15 protein-coding genes and 1 pseudogene are annotated in these 15,354 nt (G+C 42.7%); 2 read left to right on the top strand and 14 right to left on the bottom strand.

What is annotated here, in order from left to right; all coding sequences use genetic code 11:
• Window positions 1-15: 15 nt before the first annotated feature.
• From H8730_RS03995 to H8730_RS03955, 10 genes and pseudogenes are all read right to left on the bottom strand, one after another.
• Entirely contained in the window at window positions 16-822 is an 807-nt protein-coding gene (locus H8730_RS03995; protein WP_177719324.1) for an O-methyltransferase, read from the bottom strand.
• A gap of 49 nt (window positions 823-871) precedes the next feature.
• Window positions 872-1,426, bottom strand: a complete 555-nt coding sequence (gene loaP, locus H8730_RS03990) for an antiterminator LoaP (protein ID WP_177719325.1) — start codon at window positions 1,424-1,426, stop codon at window positions 872-874.
• A 482-nt stretch (window positions 1,427-1,908) separates the two neighbouring features.
• Window positions 1,909-2,190: pseudogene (locus H8730_RS18015) on the bottom strand (condensation domain-containing protein); the annotation flags it as partial.
• A 98-nt stretch (window positions 2,191-2,288) separates the two neighbouring features.
• A complete protein-coding gene (locus H8730_RS03985; RefSeq protein WP_177719326.1) occupies window positions 2,289-5,378 on the bottom strand; it encodes a cyclic peptide export ABC transporter in 3,090 nt (1,029 codons plus the stop codon).
• The gene (locus tag H8730_RS03980; RefSeq protein WP_177719327.1) at window positions 5,344-6,027 is read right to left on the bottom strand and encodes a 5'-methylthioadenosine/S-adenosylhomocysteine nucleosidase family protein; all 684 of its coding nucleotides are present in this window, start codon (window positions 6,025-6,027) and stop codon (window positions 5,344-5,346) included. The genes H8730_RS03985 and H8730_RS03980 overlap by 35 nt, the downstream gene beginning before the upstream one ends.
• 7 nt (window positions 6,028-6,034) lie before the next feature.
• On the bottom strand, window positions 6,035-6,733 hold the full coding sequence (locus H8730_RS03975) for a 4'-phosphopantetheinyl transferase family protein (protein ID WP_177719328.1): 699 nt from the start codon (window positions 6,731-6,733) through the stop codon (window positions 6,035-6,037).
• A 103-nt stretch (window positions 6,734-6,836) separates the two neighbouring features.
• A complete protein-coding gene (locus H8730_RS03970) occupies window positions 6,837-7,577 on the bottom strand; it encodes a bifunctional 3-deoxy-7-phosphoheptulonate synthase/chorismate mutase (RefSeq protein WP_177719329.1) in 741 nt (246 codons plus the stop codon).
• Window positions 7,578-7,670: 93 nt separating this feature from the next.
• Entirely contained in the window at window positions 7,671-9,302 is a 1,632-nt protein-coding gene (gene groL / locus H8730_RS03965) for a chaperonin GroEL (RefSeq protein WP_177719330.1), read from the bottom strand.
• A 17-nt stretch (window positions 9,303-9,319) separates the two neighbouring features.
• Window positions 9,320-9,595, bottom strand: coding sequence for a co-chaperone GroES (locus H8730_RS03960; protein WP_177719331.1), 276 nt, complete (start codon window positions 9,593-9,595; stop codon window positions 9,320-9,322).
• Between the two features lie 20 nt (window positions 9,596-9,615).
• On the bottom strand, window positions 9,616-9,942 hold the full coding sequence (locus H8730_RS03955) for a helix-turn-helix domain-containing protein (RefSeq protein WP_177719332.1): 327 nt from the start codon (window positions 9,940-9,942) through the stop codon (window positions 9,616-9,618).
• Between the two features lie 293 nt (window positions 9,943-10,235).
• On the opposite strand from H8730_RS03955, the gene H8730_RS03950 reads away from it, so the two are divergent.
• Window positions 10,236-10,646: a helix-turn-helix transcriptional regulator gene (locus H8730_RS03950; protein ID WP_177719333.1), complete on the top strand. Its 411-nt coding sequence runs from the start codon at window positions 10,236-10,238 to the stop codon at window positions 10,644-10,646.
• Window positions 10,647-10,690: 44 nt separating this feature from the next.
• A complete protein-coding gene (locus tag H8730_RS03945; RefSeq protein WP_249289412.1) occupies window positions 10,691-11,215 on the top strand; it encodes an ImmA/IrrE family metallo-endopeptidase in 525 nt (174 codons plus the stop codon).
• 25 nt (window positions 11,216-11,240) lie between these two features.
• Here the strand turns inward: H8730_RS03945 and H8730_RS18010 are convergent, their stop codons facing one another.
• From H8730_RS18010 to H8730_RS03930, 4 genes are all read right to left on the bottom strand, one after another.
• Window positions 11,241-11,531, bottom strand: a complete 291-nt coding sequence (locus tag H8730_RS18010) for a hypothetical protein (RefSeq protein WP_430385369.1) — start codon at window positions 11,529-11,531, stop codon at window positions 11,241-11,243.
• The gene (locus H8730_RS03940) at window positions 11,528-12,241 is read right to left on the bottom strand and encodes an ATP-binding cassette domain-containing protein (RefSeq protein ID WP_249289410.1); all 714 of its coding nucleotides are present in this window, start codon (window positions 12,239-12,241) and stop codon (window positions 11,528-11,530) included. The genes H8730_RS18010 and H8730_RS03940 overlap by 4 nt, the downstream gene beginning before the upstream one ends.
• A gap of 87 nt (window positions 12,242-12,328) precedes the next feature.
• Window positions 12,329-13,066: a hypothetical protein gene (locus H8730_RS03935; RefSeq protein ID WP_177719336.1), complete on the bottom strand. Its 738-nt coding sequence runs from the start codon at window positions 13,064-13,066 to the stop codon at window positions 12,329-12,331.
• Between the two features lie 12 nt (window positions 13,067-13,078).
• The gene (locus H8730_RS03930) at window positions 13,079-14,545 is read right to left on the bottom strand and encodes an ABC transporter ATP-binding protein (RefSeq protein WP_177719337.1); all 1,467 of its coding nucleotides are present in this window, start codon (window positions 14,543-14,545) and stop codon (window positions 13,079-13,081) included.
• Window positions 14,546-15,354: the final 809 nt, after the last annotated feature.

The raw sequence follows: 15,354 nt of genomic DNA, 5'->3' as shown, positions 1-15,354 counted from the left end.
CACCATTTATACTTTTTATTTTACAGACAATTCCAAACCACGTATATCAACATCAAACAAAACGCTATAGGAAAAATGTTTTTCATCACGCACGAAATCCAAAAATTGTTTGATTTCTTTCACCATATGAATATCACTGGCGTTATGCTGCATTAACCAACCATTTTTTACCAATTTTTTCTCTGCAGTTTTCAAAATATCAATATTTTTTCTGGTATCAATAAATATCAAATCAAACATTTCATCGGGAAATTTATTTAGGTATTCTAATCCGTCTCCACAATGCAGCTCTATTTGTTCCATTTTATATCGTCTGAAATTATCTTTCGCAATCGACAGCATCAATCCATCCTTTTCAACCCCGTATATTCTTGTACGATTTAGATCACAAGCACTTCCAATCCATGCAAGTGTATAACCCGAACTTATACCTATCGCCATAACATTCTTAGGTTGTTTTACATAGGTTAACATATAAATCAATCTTTCCATAACAGGCGTAAAGGATAGCCATGGAACCAAAAAATTATAAATAATTTTATGTGATAGCTTCCGGAATTTCACTCGATTAAAATCAGCATTCTTATCCACTAATCCTTTTTTCTTGAGCATTTGTAAAATATCATCCACCGTCTCATTCGCTCTCAGTCTCCCCATTGCCGACTTAAAAGCATAGTCATTATAATGAAGTATTTTATATGGCGACTCAATAGCGTCATAAGAATATTCCGGTGTTTGTCCATCCTCTGTATACTGCATTCTTCCCAAATCAGAAAGTATATTCTCAATAATAGCTCTTTTTATCCTATATATTTCATTCATATAATAATCATTTCCTTTTATAATATTGATTCAAGTTCACTAAAAAATATTAACTCGTATAAAACGGAATTTCTTTGGCTGAAGTATGATGAAATTTTTCGATCAGATTTACCGATATATCAATAAAATGACTTTCGCCGTTAAACATAAATAATACCTTTACCCGATGGTTTCTGCGATCCACCTTTTTAACGAGACCGTCATAATTCATAAGCGGACCCTTTGTAACGATGATCCTATCATTTTCCACATATATATCAGAGATGCCAATAACTCCCTCTTCATCCAACATATAAACGATATTTGCTATTTCTTCCAATCTGATTTCCTGCATTTCGCTATTACTATGCAGAAATTTGTATATGCTGTCCAGATGCCTTGTTTTATTAAAAATATCCCATGCATTATTTGTTTTGATTAAAACATATCCAGGAAACATTGTTTTAATAATTTCAACAAACAACCCTTTACGTTTTTCCTTTAACTTTCGCTTTGGTACAAGGAGTTCATAATCAGTGTAGTTTATATGTTTCAAGAGATATGACATCTGCATGCACACATTATCTTCCTTCCCATATTCAACAAATATGACATGCCATCCCATACTGACCCCCATTTGTAAAATGGCATAGCTTCGCCATTTGGCTTTCAAGAGGGTGAAAGTCAATCATTTTGAAGCTATTTCAAATTACTGTTTTTTAACTCGTCGAAACGTAGATTAAATCATATAATTATCTTGTAATTGTTTCTTTTATTACATGCCGCCCAACTGCCTTGGCGGGATCAACGATGCCTGCAATTCATGTCAGTAAACTTTTCATTATAAGCATCAAATCCAAAAGTTGCGCTGCCGTTATCTTTAATTTCTTTAATGGTTACCAATCCATCTACACCTGCATTTGACGAATCCGCCTGATAGATTCTTCGAGTGCTTTAAGTACAATCTTAGCACCAGTCCTCTCGTCACCTTAAGATCATTCAAAAAGACTTCCATTTCGAGTGCATTCATCCAGCACCGACAATGATGGTATTTTTTTTGCACATTAACTCTCCTCGCCTGACCAAGCATAGAAATATCTGTATCTTTCAGATCCAATCCGAATTTTCATTTGCGTTTACAGTATAGCAAAAAGGCATTGGATTGGTAAAGGTACCAAAGGTCTGCCGCTCCCGTCTTCCTGTTCTACCGAGAAAGGGGATGCCAATAGGAGACGCCGCAATTCCACTGATTTTATACTGATACAGGATATAAACACATACAAATAACATGTTCATGGACACTTTCCAGTTCTGTAAAAAAGTCTCGATTCGACCTCGAAAGTCTTGATCCAACAGAACTGTCTTTCTTTCTCCCTCCAGCGCTTCCTCTTGTAGCGCTACACAATCCGGCGTAAATAGCGATGATTCTGGATATCATGTTTGCATATACCAAATTCGAGTCTGCGCGTTTGAAAGTGGAAACAACTTCACGATGCCATCACCTCTCCCCTCTCCAGCTTGACGATGTGATCCGCCAGATGGAAATATCGGTCGTCATGGGTAATCACAATCACACCCTTTCCTCTCTCTTTTAGTCCAGGCAACAGCTCCGTATAAAAATACTGCCGGAATTCCGGGTCTTGTTCTGCCGCCCACTCATCAAATAAAAGGAAGGGCTTCTCATCCAGACAGGATAAGACAAAGGCCAACCGCTTCTTTTGGCCAGTAGAGAGCTCAGATGCGTTAATGGTACCGTCGGGTTCGATATGAATCCGTTGGTCGATTTTCATCGTCTTGAGCCAGGCCAAAACCTCATCGCGCTTTTGTTCCAGGTCAATTCCATATAGCTTGGGAAAGAGATAAAAATCACTGTAGACTGCGGAAAACAGTTGATTCAATTCCGCATTTCCACATGGAACGGAATCTAGACAGATCTTTCCAGATGTAGGTGTATACAAGCCTGTCAAAAGCTTTGCCAGCGTTGACTTTCCACTGCCGTTTCCTCCAGTAATGAAATGGATCTCTCCGCGTGCAAACTGTATATTGACAGGACCTAATGAAAATTCAATGCGTTCCCTTTGATTATCATGGTTCTCATACTCATATACCACATCGTGCAGACTGAGTTCTCCTGGTACTTCCAGCTGTGGCAATGCGCCTGATTCAACGGTCCTGAGCGTTTGCCCCTCCGCATCAAGCTGTTCCGACAACTCTCGAATCCGGTCGATGTTGACTCTGACCTGCGTAATGGCCGGTATCGTGTTCATAAGTGAACCAAAAGGGCCAATCAGGTAAAACACCATGAACAAGGTCTCTCGCAGATCGTTCGTCTGGATGCCGATTATAAAAATTGGAAAAAGAAACACGACAACGCCAAAAATTATGTTGTACATCAGCGTATTATAGAGTTGAAAGTTTAGAAACTTGATGGATGCTGTTTTGGAGAGGTCTGCCGATAGCCTGGAGTATGTTTTCATTTCAGACCAAAAGGCCATTTTCCGTTTCCAATTGAGCAATAATTCTTTGAATCCCTGGACTAGATCCGTCATCTGACGAAAATACGTGTCTTGGACGTCTCGATTTTTTTCCCAATATCGCTTTGCAATCTGACTTGTGAGAAAGCTGATTCCACAGTTCACGAGAACAACACCCACGGAGGCAAGGAACGCCGCGAGACTGTTGGACAGCAGGTACCCAAGACAGAAGATCATCGTAATCAGATTCGACGCGACTCCTACGATCATGCCTGGAATTTTGGAAATCGCTTCCGTGTCATTGTTGAGACTGGTATAAATTCTGGACGCTCCGATTTTTTCGATGGTCTCATAGGAAGATTGCAAGATTTTCTCGATCAGGTGGATCCGCTTTTCGTAGACAACCTCGTTGGTCATGGCAATGAGACGTCCCTGGGCTAACCTCGTCGTATAGACGAAAAAGATCAGGGAAAAGAGAAAATAGACTAGCAGTTCACGGGAGTATTCCAGATTCCGATTGAAGGATTCATTGATCGTAAAGATGATAAGGGCGCTGCACAACCCATTGAGGACGGACAGTGGGATCAAGGTGATATAGTTTTTCTCCTTTGGCTTGGGAAAACAAAACGTGACTTGAACGTATAGAAAGAATAGAATTCCAGCCACACAGCCAATCTGGCATCCCCGCTCTATATACGAGGAGCCCCACACCGCAACAGCTTTCCATGGCAGCCTTGCCAAGATCACATTGGGGATATAATAGACACAAAAGCAGAGAAAAATGAGCATGACAATGGAAAGGAGAAAACTGGCGATTTTCCCCTTTGTAAACAGGTCGCGCTTTCTCCTCTTTCTAACTATGTCCCAGGCAGCGATAATGAGCAGCACAAAAAAGACGAAGGATAGCAAAACGCCTGCAAAAAAGACTAAGGTGAACACCGTATCAACCATCTGATACACATCTGGTTTAAACTTGCTGGACTCCCTCCCATAGAGAGCATTCCAAAAATTTTTTGTAATATAATCGCCAGCGTTCGAGTTGAGATTCGTCAGGACACAGATCCCCATCCCCAGCTCAAAGTCCATGGAGAGCATGGAAGAAAAGTTTGGATTGCTCCCTCCATGATTGATCTCCTCGCCGCGGATCTGAACGCTCCAACCTGCTCCATATAGATATCCATCTGTGGAAGCGACGCTGGCATTGCCCATGTGGGATTTCTCAATTAGGCTGGCATATGGTTCTTCCACCTGAATCATGCCCATCTGGATCTGCATCCACCGCGCCATGTCCTCCGCCGTAGACACAATATATCCCGCCGGTGTATTGCCGCGGTAAGACGGCGCATCGTATCGCTTTGCCGACAACCCTTCCCGCTTGTAGCCCACTGCCAGCTCCGAATTTTCCTGCATCGATCCAAATCTGGCATAGGTATGAGTCAATCCTAAGGGGGACAGGATTGTCTTCTCTAGGAAGGCTTCATATGACTCCCCTGATACGATTTCAATTATGAAACCCAGAATATCATAGTTAATCGTGGCGTAGGAATACCTGGTTCCAGGATAGAAGTCCAGCTCTGTCCCGATTAAAGTGCGAACTGTATCCTCCAGCGCATGATCGGAAGTACCTTCAGGTAGCTCCCCAATGCTTTCAAAAGGGATCCCCGTTGTCTGATACAGTGCGTTTGCAATGGTAACCGGTACATCACCCTCGATAACACTCCCTTTATATTGCCCCTCATAGCGCAGAGACAGCCACGGAATATATTGTCTCAGATCATCAGTTAAACTCAGCTTTCCCTCCTGCTCCAGGTATAAGATTCCCAATGCGGTAAAGGCCTTGCTCATGGAACCGATCTCAAATGCAGTACTGGGCGTAACAGGATTGCTTTGCTCACGGTCCGCGTAGCCGTAAGCATACGATGAAATCCCATCCTCTGTTACAATGGCAATCGACACGCCAGGTGTAGCCGTCTTCTCCATGGCCGTTTCCACGATATCCGCTAGTGCCTCTTCATATACTGGCTCCTCCTCAAGCCCAAAGGTTTTGAACGGAAAACTTAGGGCGATACTAAGAATCGCTATGACGGCAACCCACTTTCCCATACCACTCCTCCTTTATAAGATTGGAAAATAATTCCGTAAGCGCATCGAAGGCCCTGATGAATCCACTTCGCAACTGCCGGCTTACACAGGGCTCCGCAAAATCACTGATCACCTTCACGACTGATACACGAATGCCACGCTTCCAGCATTCAGCGCAGATACCCGCGCTTTCCATCTCCACGCTGATCGCCTTAAACTCTTGATAGAGTTGCCTCTTAAATGAAGCATCGAATACAGGTGCGTCGCTTGATAGAACTGTCCCCGAAAACACCGGTATTCCCTGCCGTTCACAAAAGGATTCGATCCCTGCATTCAGCTTTTCAATTGGATGGAGTGGGTATCGAACACTCGCCCCCTCCCCATACTCCAGCACTTTCTTCCCAATAATGACACTGCCAATGGGGATCTGCGGGGCCAACGCCCCTGAAATTCCAGTGGAGATAAGCAAATCGATCATCGGGTATAGCGCCGTCATGACCTCCACACAGGCGGCCGCCGCTGTTTTTCCCACCTGAGACCTGGCTAACACCATACGAGGCGAGACACTCTCAGCAAACCGAAATCCGTCGTGAACAAATTCGCGAAATCTGTCAAATCCTTTTTTGACCGCATCATACTCCGCATCCATAGCACAGATAATCCCAATCATCCTGTCCTCACTTTACGCTTCCGACCTCTTCCATCCAACTCTTGTAGAACTCTTCTTCGCCCTTCACCACATATCGGGAAATAGCCTTCTCCTGATGACAGATGGAGACGAGATACGTCTTGGCAAAGGGCTCGCTGCGAAATTGAAAGCCCTGTTCGCCCTCTAGATCCTCACATGTAATGGTCTCTCGGTCGCAGTGAAAAGTAAACGATGAAAAGGAACGGTACATTCCCCATCCCATCGCCTTGACATAGCTCTCCTTCAGTGTCCAGATCCGGTAGAATCGTATCCAACGCTTCGGAATGGACTCAGGCTCCATGACGTAGGCGTATTCTTCCCCAGCAAAAAAACGTTTCGCCACAGCTAAATCAATGGGACTGATGGTCTCCACATCAATGCCAATCGGCGCCTTACTGACACCGATTGCGGCGTACAGGCCAGAATGGGATATGCTAAAATGGTACTCGGGCAGTTCCGGAATATAAGGCTTCCCGTATTCCGTTGTCTGTATCTCATACTCATTTCGCCCCATGTTGTAGAGCCGGCTGGCATATTTTTGAATCAGCAGTTCTGCAAGCAGACCTCGCTTCTTATCATTATCATTTCGAAATCGGTGAATCCGCTGCTGCCTCGACGCTGAGAGGTATCGCATGAATTCAGCCGGGAAGGGGAGTTGCTCAGAAATTTGAACAAACTCGATTTCCATATTAACCTCCATTCCGGAGCGCTAGCGACGGGGCGAAGGCAATTTGTGATGCTCCGGCACAAATTGCCCTGTGAAAAATAAGGTATCGAGCTTATATTTCGCACTAAAGTTCCCCCATAGCGCCAGCAGCGCGGATGTTTTGTAAAAAATCTTCAAACTCTATAAAATCCATCTGCTGGGCCGCGTCCGACAAGGCGATGGATGGCTGCTGGTGAACCTCGATCATTAACCCGTCAGCGCCGGCTGCCAGAGCCGCCTTTGCCATCGGCGCCGCAATATCTTTTCTTCCTAGGGAATGACTAATATCCACTATTATAGGCAGATCTAGTCTCCGTTTCATAAGGGCGCAGCAACTTAGATCTAAGGTGTTTCTCGTGGCATTTTCAAAGGTTCGGATTCCTCTTTCACACAGAATCAGATTCGGATTTCCCTCCTGCAAAATATACTGGGCCGCTTTTTCAAATTCTGCAATCGTGGCGCTCATGTGCCGTTTCAATAACACATGTACGCGGCTTCTCCCTAGTTCCTTGAGCAGTTCGTAATTGTCCATATTTCGCGCGCCTACCTGCAAGATATCCACACACTGGCACATCCTCTCCAAGTGGCGGATATCCACAATCTCCGACACAATCTTGACAGAATACTCCCTCCGAACGGCTTCCAGAATCGAAAGCCCCTCCATCCCCAACCCCTGAAAATCATCGGGTGAGGTTCTGGGCTTGAAGGCGCCTGCCCGAATATACTGTATCTTCATGGACAACAAAAAAGGGACGATTGTCCTCATCTGCTCCATACTTTCTACCGCGCACGGTCCTGCAATGATGGTAGGACATTTCACACTCATTTCCTCATTTCCACTTATAGAAAAACTGGCATCGATGTCTTAAATCCCAGAGAAAGAAGACCGATGCCAGTTCGCCAAAGTATCTCGATTTTCTTAGTACATCATCCCCGGATTTTGAGGAGCTTGTGCTGAGCACTGTGGCGTCTCTTCTTTATGGTCCGCAACCAACGCCTCCGTTGTCAAAATCATCTCCGCTACAGATGCTGCGTTTTGCAGGGCCGATCGGGTCACCTTTGCTGGATCCACGATTCCCATCTCCACCATATCGCCATATTTTTCCCCAAAGGCATCGTATCCGTAGTTCTTCCTCTCCGTTCTCCGGATTTTATTCACGATGACGGAGCTCTCCTTGCCGGCGTTCTCAATGATCTGCCGGACCGGCTCCTCCAGAGCCTTTACAATAATGGACACCCCAATTTTTTCATCGCCGCTATATTTTCCCAGTGTCTTTTCCACCTTTTTGGAGGCCGCCATCAGCGCAATGCCGCCACCGGCTACAATTCCTTCCTCAACAGCCGCTTTCGTTGCCGCCAGCGCATCCTCGATGCGCATCTTTTTCTCTTTCATCTCCACCTCTGTGGCCGCGCCCACCTTGATGACAGCAACGCCGCCGGACAGCTTCGCCAGCCGTTCCTGAAGCTTCTCGCGGTCGAAATCTGAGGTGGAATTCTCAATCTCCGTGCGAATCTGGTGGATACGGGCGTCAATGTTAGTCTTTAAGCCAGCACCGCCGACAATGATGGTATTCTCCTTCTGCACCCGGACTCGAGAGGCACGGCCAAGCTGATCCATGCTGACAGATTTCAGCTCATACCCGATCTCCTCTGAGATGACCTCACCTCCCGTCAGGATGGCGATATCGGACAGCATTTCCTTGCGCCTATCGCCAAATCCCGGCGCCTTCACCGCAATACAGGTGAAGGTCCCGCGCATGTTGTTGATGGCTAGCGTCGCCAGAGCTTCTCCCTCCACATCTTCCGCGATGATAACCAGCTTCTTTCCCGCCTGCGCGACTTCCTCCAGCAGTGGCAGGATTTCCTGGATATTGGCGATCTTCTTATCGGTGATCAAAAGGTAGGCGTCCTCCACGATCGCTTCCATTTTATCGTGATCTGTTACCATATACGGGGAGATATAGCCGCGATCAAATTGCATTCCCTCTACCACATCGCACAGAGTTTCCGCTGTCTTGGATTCCTCCACCGTGATGACACCGTCGGTTGTGACCTTTTCCATTGCATCGGAGATGAGACGTCCCACCTCATAGTCGCCTGCGGAGATCTCCGCGACCCGGGTAATATCAGAGGTTGACGTGACTTTGCGGGACTCATCCGCGATACTCTGAACTGCCGTCTTCACAGCATGCTCAATCCCTCGCTTAAGCAAAATGGGATTGGCTCCCGCGCTGATATTTTTCATGCCCGCGTGTACTATTGCCTGAGCCAACAATGTAGCTGTTGTCGTCCCATCACCTGCCACATCGTTGGTCTTCGTGGCAACCTCCTTGACAAGCTGTACACCCATATTTTCAAATTCGTCCTCAATCTCGATCTCCTTCGCGATGGTCACCCCGTCATTGGTAATCAGCGGCGTCCCATACTGCTTGTCCAGCACCACGTTGCGCCCCTTAGGACCCAGAGTAATTTTGACTGTATCCGCCAGTTGATCCAGTCCATGGGTCAACGCCTTTCTCGCTTCTTCGCCAAACAAAATTTTCTTTGCCATTGTTCTATCCCCCTCCATTATTTCTCAAATACTGCTAAAATGTCATGATACGATACCATCCGATATGTTTCACCATCCACTTTCACCTCTGTGCCGCAGTGGGGCGTTACCATCACAGTCTCACCGCGCAGCAGAATCTCCTGATCTTCACCAAAAATCTCCGGCGTTTCGATGACTTCCGCTAGATTCGATTCCCCTCTTGCAGCACCTGTTAAAATAATTCCATTTGGACTTGTCTCCTCATTTTCGATCATCTTAACTAAAATGTTGTCTTTCAATGGTTTTACTTTCATTGTATTTCCTCCTGTCGGATTTACTTTGTTTTTTGTAATTCGTACATAAGTTTAAGAACATTCGATAGCGTACGCTGTTGTGTGTCGTCAAAGAGCTTAACAACGTCTAGGATATCCTCCCCATAGACTCTTTGCTTTCCTCCTGACAATATGTAATCGCATGAGACGGACAGCGCTGACGCGATGCGGGATAATGTGTCCGCCGAAAACCCTTTGGCTCCCACCTCAATCTCGTATAAAAATTTAGGAGAGATTTCTGCAAGTTCCGCAAGCTTTTCTCTTGTGTACCGGTTCACCTCCCGAAGATTCCGTATTCTTTGCCCTGCTTTTGCATAAAAATCATTCATTTTCCTCATCTCCTTGTGCATTATTGTATAACTCTAGGTTTTTATATAAAACCTATTATTGTATGATTTATTATAACTTCTAGGTATAATTATCTTTCTATTTTTCTAATCTCAATTTTTAATTGTAATCTATATTATAACCTTCCCTTTGTTTTCCATTTGACAAAATGTGCAGTTTATGGTAAGATATAGGCAGTTTATCTTCATATTTCCAATTATAGGAAATCTTCCTTCATTTGTCAAGTCATATTATGAATTTTATCTTCACATTCCAATAACAAGGAGGCAACACCATGAAGTTTGGAGACAAGTTGCGGGAGTTGCGGAAGGGTCAGGCAATGACACAGGCAGACTTAGCCCATGCAGTCGGGCTGAGCCAGCGAACCATCGTCAGCTATGAAAACAGAAACAGCTATCCCAAATCCCGCGATATCTACCATCGTCTAGCGGACGTCTTCCACGTTGATGTCAACTATCTTCGAACCGAAGATGAAGAGTTCATTACGGATGTCGCGCAAAAATATGGAACTAACGGCGCAAAACAAGCCGAGGCTATTCTGGAACAGGCGGCGGCCCTTTTTGCAGGCGGTGATTTATCTGAGGATGATCAGCTCGCATTTCTTCATGAAATCCAAGGGCTTTACCTGGAATCGAAGGAAAAGGCCAAACGCTTTACTCCTAAGAAATTTCTTACGTTCGATTGAGCACGGGTATCCATTGATCTTGCCGCTACAAAGGAGGAATTGCTTTGTGCAATCATACAATCTATGAACAGACGGTCAAAGTACAAAAAAAGTACGATACCCGGAACCCTTTTCAGCTTCTACAGGCTATGAAGGCTGATGTCCGGGAATCATACCAATATTCTCGATTAAAGGGGTATTGCTACTATGCCAACCGCTCTACCTTTGTTGTCATCAACGGTCTCCTGGATGACGCAGAGAAAACGATCGTGGCAGCCCACGAAGCCGCTCACCTTATCTTGCACCATCATCAGATCATGTCTGCTCCCATGCGAGATCTCTTTCTCTATGATATGACGTCCAAACTCGAATATGAAGCCAACCTGTTCGCCGCAGACTTTCTGATTGAGGACGAGAGGGTTTTATCCCTGATCGATGATGAGGAGATGGACTTCTTCTCCCTGTGCAAGACTCTCTACCTGACACCGGAATTTTTGAGTTTTAAACTTTACAGCTTGATTCAGCGGGGGTTTCGCTGCACAATGCCGCTGACGCTGGACAGCCGATTTTTAAAGAAGGGCGATGTTTAAATTGGGCATTTTTTTATTGTTAACATTATATCTCGCCAAATAACTTCGCCTGTTTTTTGAACATAGTAGCATATAACCTATCAAGTCTCATCAACTCTTCATGTGACCCATACTCTTTTACTATCCCATCTTCTATGTATGCAATTTTATCACAGAAGCGTGAACTGGACATCCTGTGAGAGATATATACCGCTGTCTTATTCCCAATTAATTTATTAAAGTTTTCATATATACGGCTTTCTTTTAGCGGATCCAACATAGCAGTAGGTTCATCTAAAAAAATAATGTCCGCATTGCGATAATAAGCACGACTCATCGCCAATGTTTGCTGTGTCCCACCAGAAAGTTCAATGCCATCCGCCACATAATTTTATTAACGTAAGTGTAAATTCCTTTTGGCAATTCGTCTATAGTGGTTGACAAGTCCGCCTTCTCAATCGCAACATTAACACGGGATTTGCTATCCTCATGTATCTCTATTTCTTCACTATTATACGACATGTCTGACATTACGATATTATCTAGGACTGTGAAAGAAAATATTTTAAAATCTTGAAAAATGACGGAAAAGAATTTGCAATACTCATCATACGTATACTCATATATATCTCTTCCGTTCAACAATATTTTTCCTCTTTCCGGATGAAAAAGACGCAGCAAAAGCTTTACAAGCGTTGTCTTTCCACATCCGTTCCGGCCAACTATAGAAAGGCGCTCTCCCTCAGAGATCGATAATGTAATCCCTTTTAATATATATTCGCTTTCTTCATTATAACGAAACCATACATCCTGTATTTCAATTCGACATGCAGCTGCTCCACCTGGTCCAGGCAATACCAGATTGTCTTGTTTATCCTCTTTGTGTTGTATAAAATCGTAATACTTTTGAATTAAATGTTTATCCTTATTTATGTCTAAATAGCTATTGATAATTGATATCAGCGTCGAGGATATCATTTCAAAAGCCGCTATATATTGAGTAAATTCACCCGCGGTTATACTTCTCTTCCACAATTGCAGTCCCACATAAAAGTATACGATCCCTTTTTGTATCATTCCACTTATTGTCGCATATCTTCGCGCTAGAGAACTATTGTGGAAACTGCTTCGAATCTATTGTTCATTATCTTCGCAAAAATGGGATATCTGTTTAGAAAGCCAATTTGATAAATGATGAAGACGGATTTCTTTTGCATTGGTAACATCGCGGCATATATAATTTAAGTAATCCCATTTTCTATATAATACCGCAAATCCTGTCTCCAAATTAAGATCCGCTTTGTTTTTCTTATAGTTGATATATGCGTTAAAAACAATGACTCCAAAAATCAAAAAAATGATAAAAATATTCAGGTACATTACCAAATATGTCACAGATAGAAGAGTAATGCAATTCTTAATTAATATCTGCGCATTAGTAATAAAACTTAATATATGGTTGCTTCCTCGGCTGGCCTCTTCTTTCAACTGGTATGTGCCTGCTAGTTCTACGAATCGATATTCAATATCCATTATTTGTTTCATAAGCATTTTTTCAAAATATTTAGCCAATTGATGGTCCTTGAGCTCAAAGAACAAGGTCAACAATTGGTTTATAATGCAATAGCTTATATTGATTCCGAATAAAATGAGTACCACATTGCAGGCATTGATGTATTCCCCGTTTATCACATGATCAAGAATTTCTTTAGGGAAAATGACAATGGTAAGGGGATATACGGCATTCATTACAATTTGGATCAGTTTTAGAGGCAAGTACGTTTTGGAAGTCTGATGAATATCCTTAATAATATATTTATAAATAGTAAAAATAGCCGCTATATTTTTCTTCTTTGTCCAAATCATCTGCATATCACCGTTTCTCTACACTGATTTTTCGTTCATTATGTAATATTTCGCCTGCATATAAAACATATTGTAAAAACTCCCCTTATCCTGCATCAGTTCTTCATAGGTCCCATATTCGGTTATACAACCATGATCAAAAAAGGCAATTTTATCAGCGAGACGTGCAGTGGACATCCTGTGGGAGATAAATATACAGGTACGATTCTCCGTCATTTTGTATACTAATTCGTATATTTCCATTTCTGAAATCGCATCTAACGCGCTGGTTGGCTCGTCCATAATAAAAATAGGCGCATTTCTATAGATAGCTCTAGCAATGGCCAACTTCTGAATTTCACCGCCTGACATTTGTACACCGTCTTCTTCAAAGTCATTGTTCAAATAGGTGTCAAGGCCTTTCGCTAGACTTCTGATCTTTGCCCCCATATTCAGTGAGTCTAGTATGTGAAAGATATTCCTGTCATCCGCAGCAGATGCATCTCCAAACGCTATATTCTCCTTCACTGTAAATGACAGAACCTTGTAATCCTGAAAAACAGTAGCCAGTATACTGTGATATTCTTCAAGCGGAATGTCTTTAATATTCACTCCACCTAAGTATATATCCCCTTCCGTGGGATCATAAATTCGCAACAACAACTTAACAAACGTAGATTTTCCAGCGCCATTTTCACCTACGATCGTCAATCTTTCCCCCTGAGGAATCGTGATACTAACATTTTTTAGCACCATAGCTTCACTATTTGGATAATGAAATCCTACATTTTCAAAGCGTATATCGTAACCTGAACATGTATCGATTCCTACATTCTCTTTCTTTGTGCTCTGCAATTTGCTTTCAATCGACATAAAATTTTGTATATCGTAAATACGAATCCCCATATAATTCATTTGAACAGCAACATCCCCAATCGATGTCAACGCCTCTTTGAATCTATCAATTGAGCCGAGATATAACAAGAAATTGCCGACACTGATCGCTTGTAAAGCAAAAGACAAGATTAGATAACCGTATATTCCCGCCTGCTGTAAAAAGACAAGTGAATGATACCCGATCTGATAAATGCTCGATTTTTTTCTCGACTGCTTATACTTTATGTATATACTTTTGTTGATGGATTCTACCCGACCTATTATATTTTTCTTTATGCCGTACGTTCGTATTTCCTTTCCATATTTAAAGTCATTGACCGTATCATATAGATAGCTATACTTGCGGCGTTCTTCCACTGCACCTTCGTCAAATTCTCGTTCCGTATTTAAACGCTTTTTCTGTATAAAGGATAGCAAAAAGGTAAAAAACATTACAACCAAAATAATTACAGGATGGAGCGTGATAATAATTACGGAAGCCCCAATTAATTCTAAAAAACGTATCAATATCCCTTCAACGAGATTAATGAAATTATCGACGTGCATATCTAAAGCTGAATTAGCCATACTGTATTTTTCGAAAACTTTGGGGTCTTCTAGATCAGCCATATCAAGCTCCATATATTTATTCAAAATAACGCCTGTCAATTGAATATAAAAACCGCACTGTCAACAAGATTTTTTTCGCCAATAATTTCAAGTACGAATGTTATGATAATCTCCGAAATGCACATTGCGGCAATGAGCAGTAAAATAATTTGCAAGTCTGAGCCGTTTAGTAAAGTATCTATTATCAATGACGGAAAGACAATTGGTATAAATGGTTTTATCGCCTTAAAGATAATCGAGATAGGCATCGTCAATAATCGTTTAGGGCGTATCCTCTTCAACAGCCCAAACATATACAGAAATGCTTTAACTGTACGCTGAAGCGCTCTCATGTGTATCGCTTACCCCCTCTAAAAATATGCCTATCTGTTCCTGTTTTCCTATAGATAGAATGGGAGGAATATGTAGAACCTGACGATCCAAATGTTGAAATTAAAAATCTATATTTTCTAATTAACATGGACGACTCGTCGAAAGAGACGATTTTATACGGAATTTACCCGTATGGGCAATGATTGGAAAATTATATGAAAATTTATAAGCACGCTAACAATAATATACCCGATGCATTATCAATTGCACCATCAGGGTTGAGCATATTACACGTTCCAAGCAGCCCCCTATTTGTCGTTATTATAATATAAATCCCATAAAAGTTCAATACCCATCGTATTGGGTCGGCTAAGATTGTGTAGCGTTACAATAGATGTGAGACCAAGGGTATAGAAAAAGGCGATAGAGTTTGTTAGAATAGAGTCACCACAACAACACCCTAACGAAAGGTCTCAATCGCCATGGACATTGTAGCA

The organism is Bianquea renquensis (genome assembly GCF_014384895.1).
Taxonomy (GTDB): domain Bacteria; phylum Bacillota; class Clostridia; order Lachnospirales; family Bianqueaceae; genus Bianquea; species Bianquea renquensis.
This window is presented reverse-complemented; position numbering and strand designations above follow the sequence as displayed.

What these genes read in the sequence shown, in the direction of transcription:
- H8730_RS03970 (WP_177719329.1), bottom strand. Translation starts at nt 7,577, where the DNA reads ATGAGTGTGAAATGTCCTACCATCATTGCAGGACCGTGCGCGGTAGAA.
- H8730_RS03975 (WP_177719328.1), bottom strand. Translation starts at nt 6,733, where the DNA reads ATGGAAATCGAGTTTGTTCAAATTTCTGAGCAACTCCCCTTCCCGGCT.
- H8730_RS03980 (WP_177719327.1), bottom strand. Translation starts at nt 6,027, where the DNA reads ATGATTGGGATTATCTGTGCTATGGATGCGGAGTATGATGCGGTCAAA.
- groL (WP_177719330.1), bottom strand. Translation starts at nt 9,302, where the DNA reads ATGGCAAAGAAAATTTTGTTTGGCGAAGAAGCGAGAAAGGCGTTGACC.
- H8730_RS03995 (WP_177719324.1), bottom strand. Translation starts at nt 822, where the DNA reads ATGAATGAAATATATAGGATAAAAAGAGCTATTATTGAGAATATACTT.
- H8730_RS03950 (WP_177719333.1), top strand. Translation starts at nt 10,236, where the DNA reads ATGAAGTTTGGAGACAAGTTGCGGGAGTTGCGGAAGGGTCAGGCAATG.
- H8730_RS03955 (WP_177719332.1), bottom strand. Translation starts at nt 9,942, where the DNA reads ATGAATGATTTTTATGCAAAAGCAGGGCAAAGAATACGGAATCTTCGG.
- H8730_RS03960 (WP_177719331.1), bottom strand. Translation starts at nt 9,595, where the DNA reads ATGAAAGTAAAACCATTGAAAGACAACATTTTAGTTAAGATGATCGAA.
- H8730_RS03930 (WP_177719337.1), bottom strand. Translation starts at nt 14,545, where the DNA reads ATGGCTGATCTAGAAGACCCCAAAGTTTTCGAAAAATACAGTATGGCT.
- H8730_RS18010 (WP_430385369.1), bottom strand. Translation starts at nt 11,531, where the DNA reads ATGAGTCGTGCTTATTATCGCAATGCGGACATTATTTTTTTAGATGAA.
- H8730_RS03985 (WP_177719326.1), bottom strand. Translation starts at nt 5,378, where the DNA reads ATGGGAAAGTGGGTTGCCGTCATAGCGATTCTTAGTATCGCCCTAAGT.
- loaP (WP_177719325.1), bottom strand. Translation starts at nt 1,426, where the DNA reads ATGGGATGGCATGTCATATTTGTTGAATATGGGAAGGAAGATAATGTG.
- H8730_RS03935 (WP_177719336.1), bottom strand. Translation starts at nt 13,066, where the DNA reads ATGCAGATGATTTGGACAAAGAAGAAAAATATAGCGGCTATTTTTACT.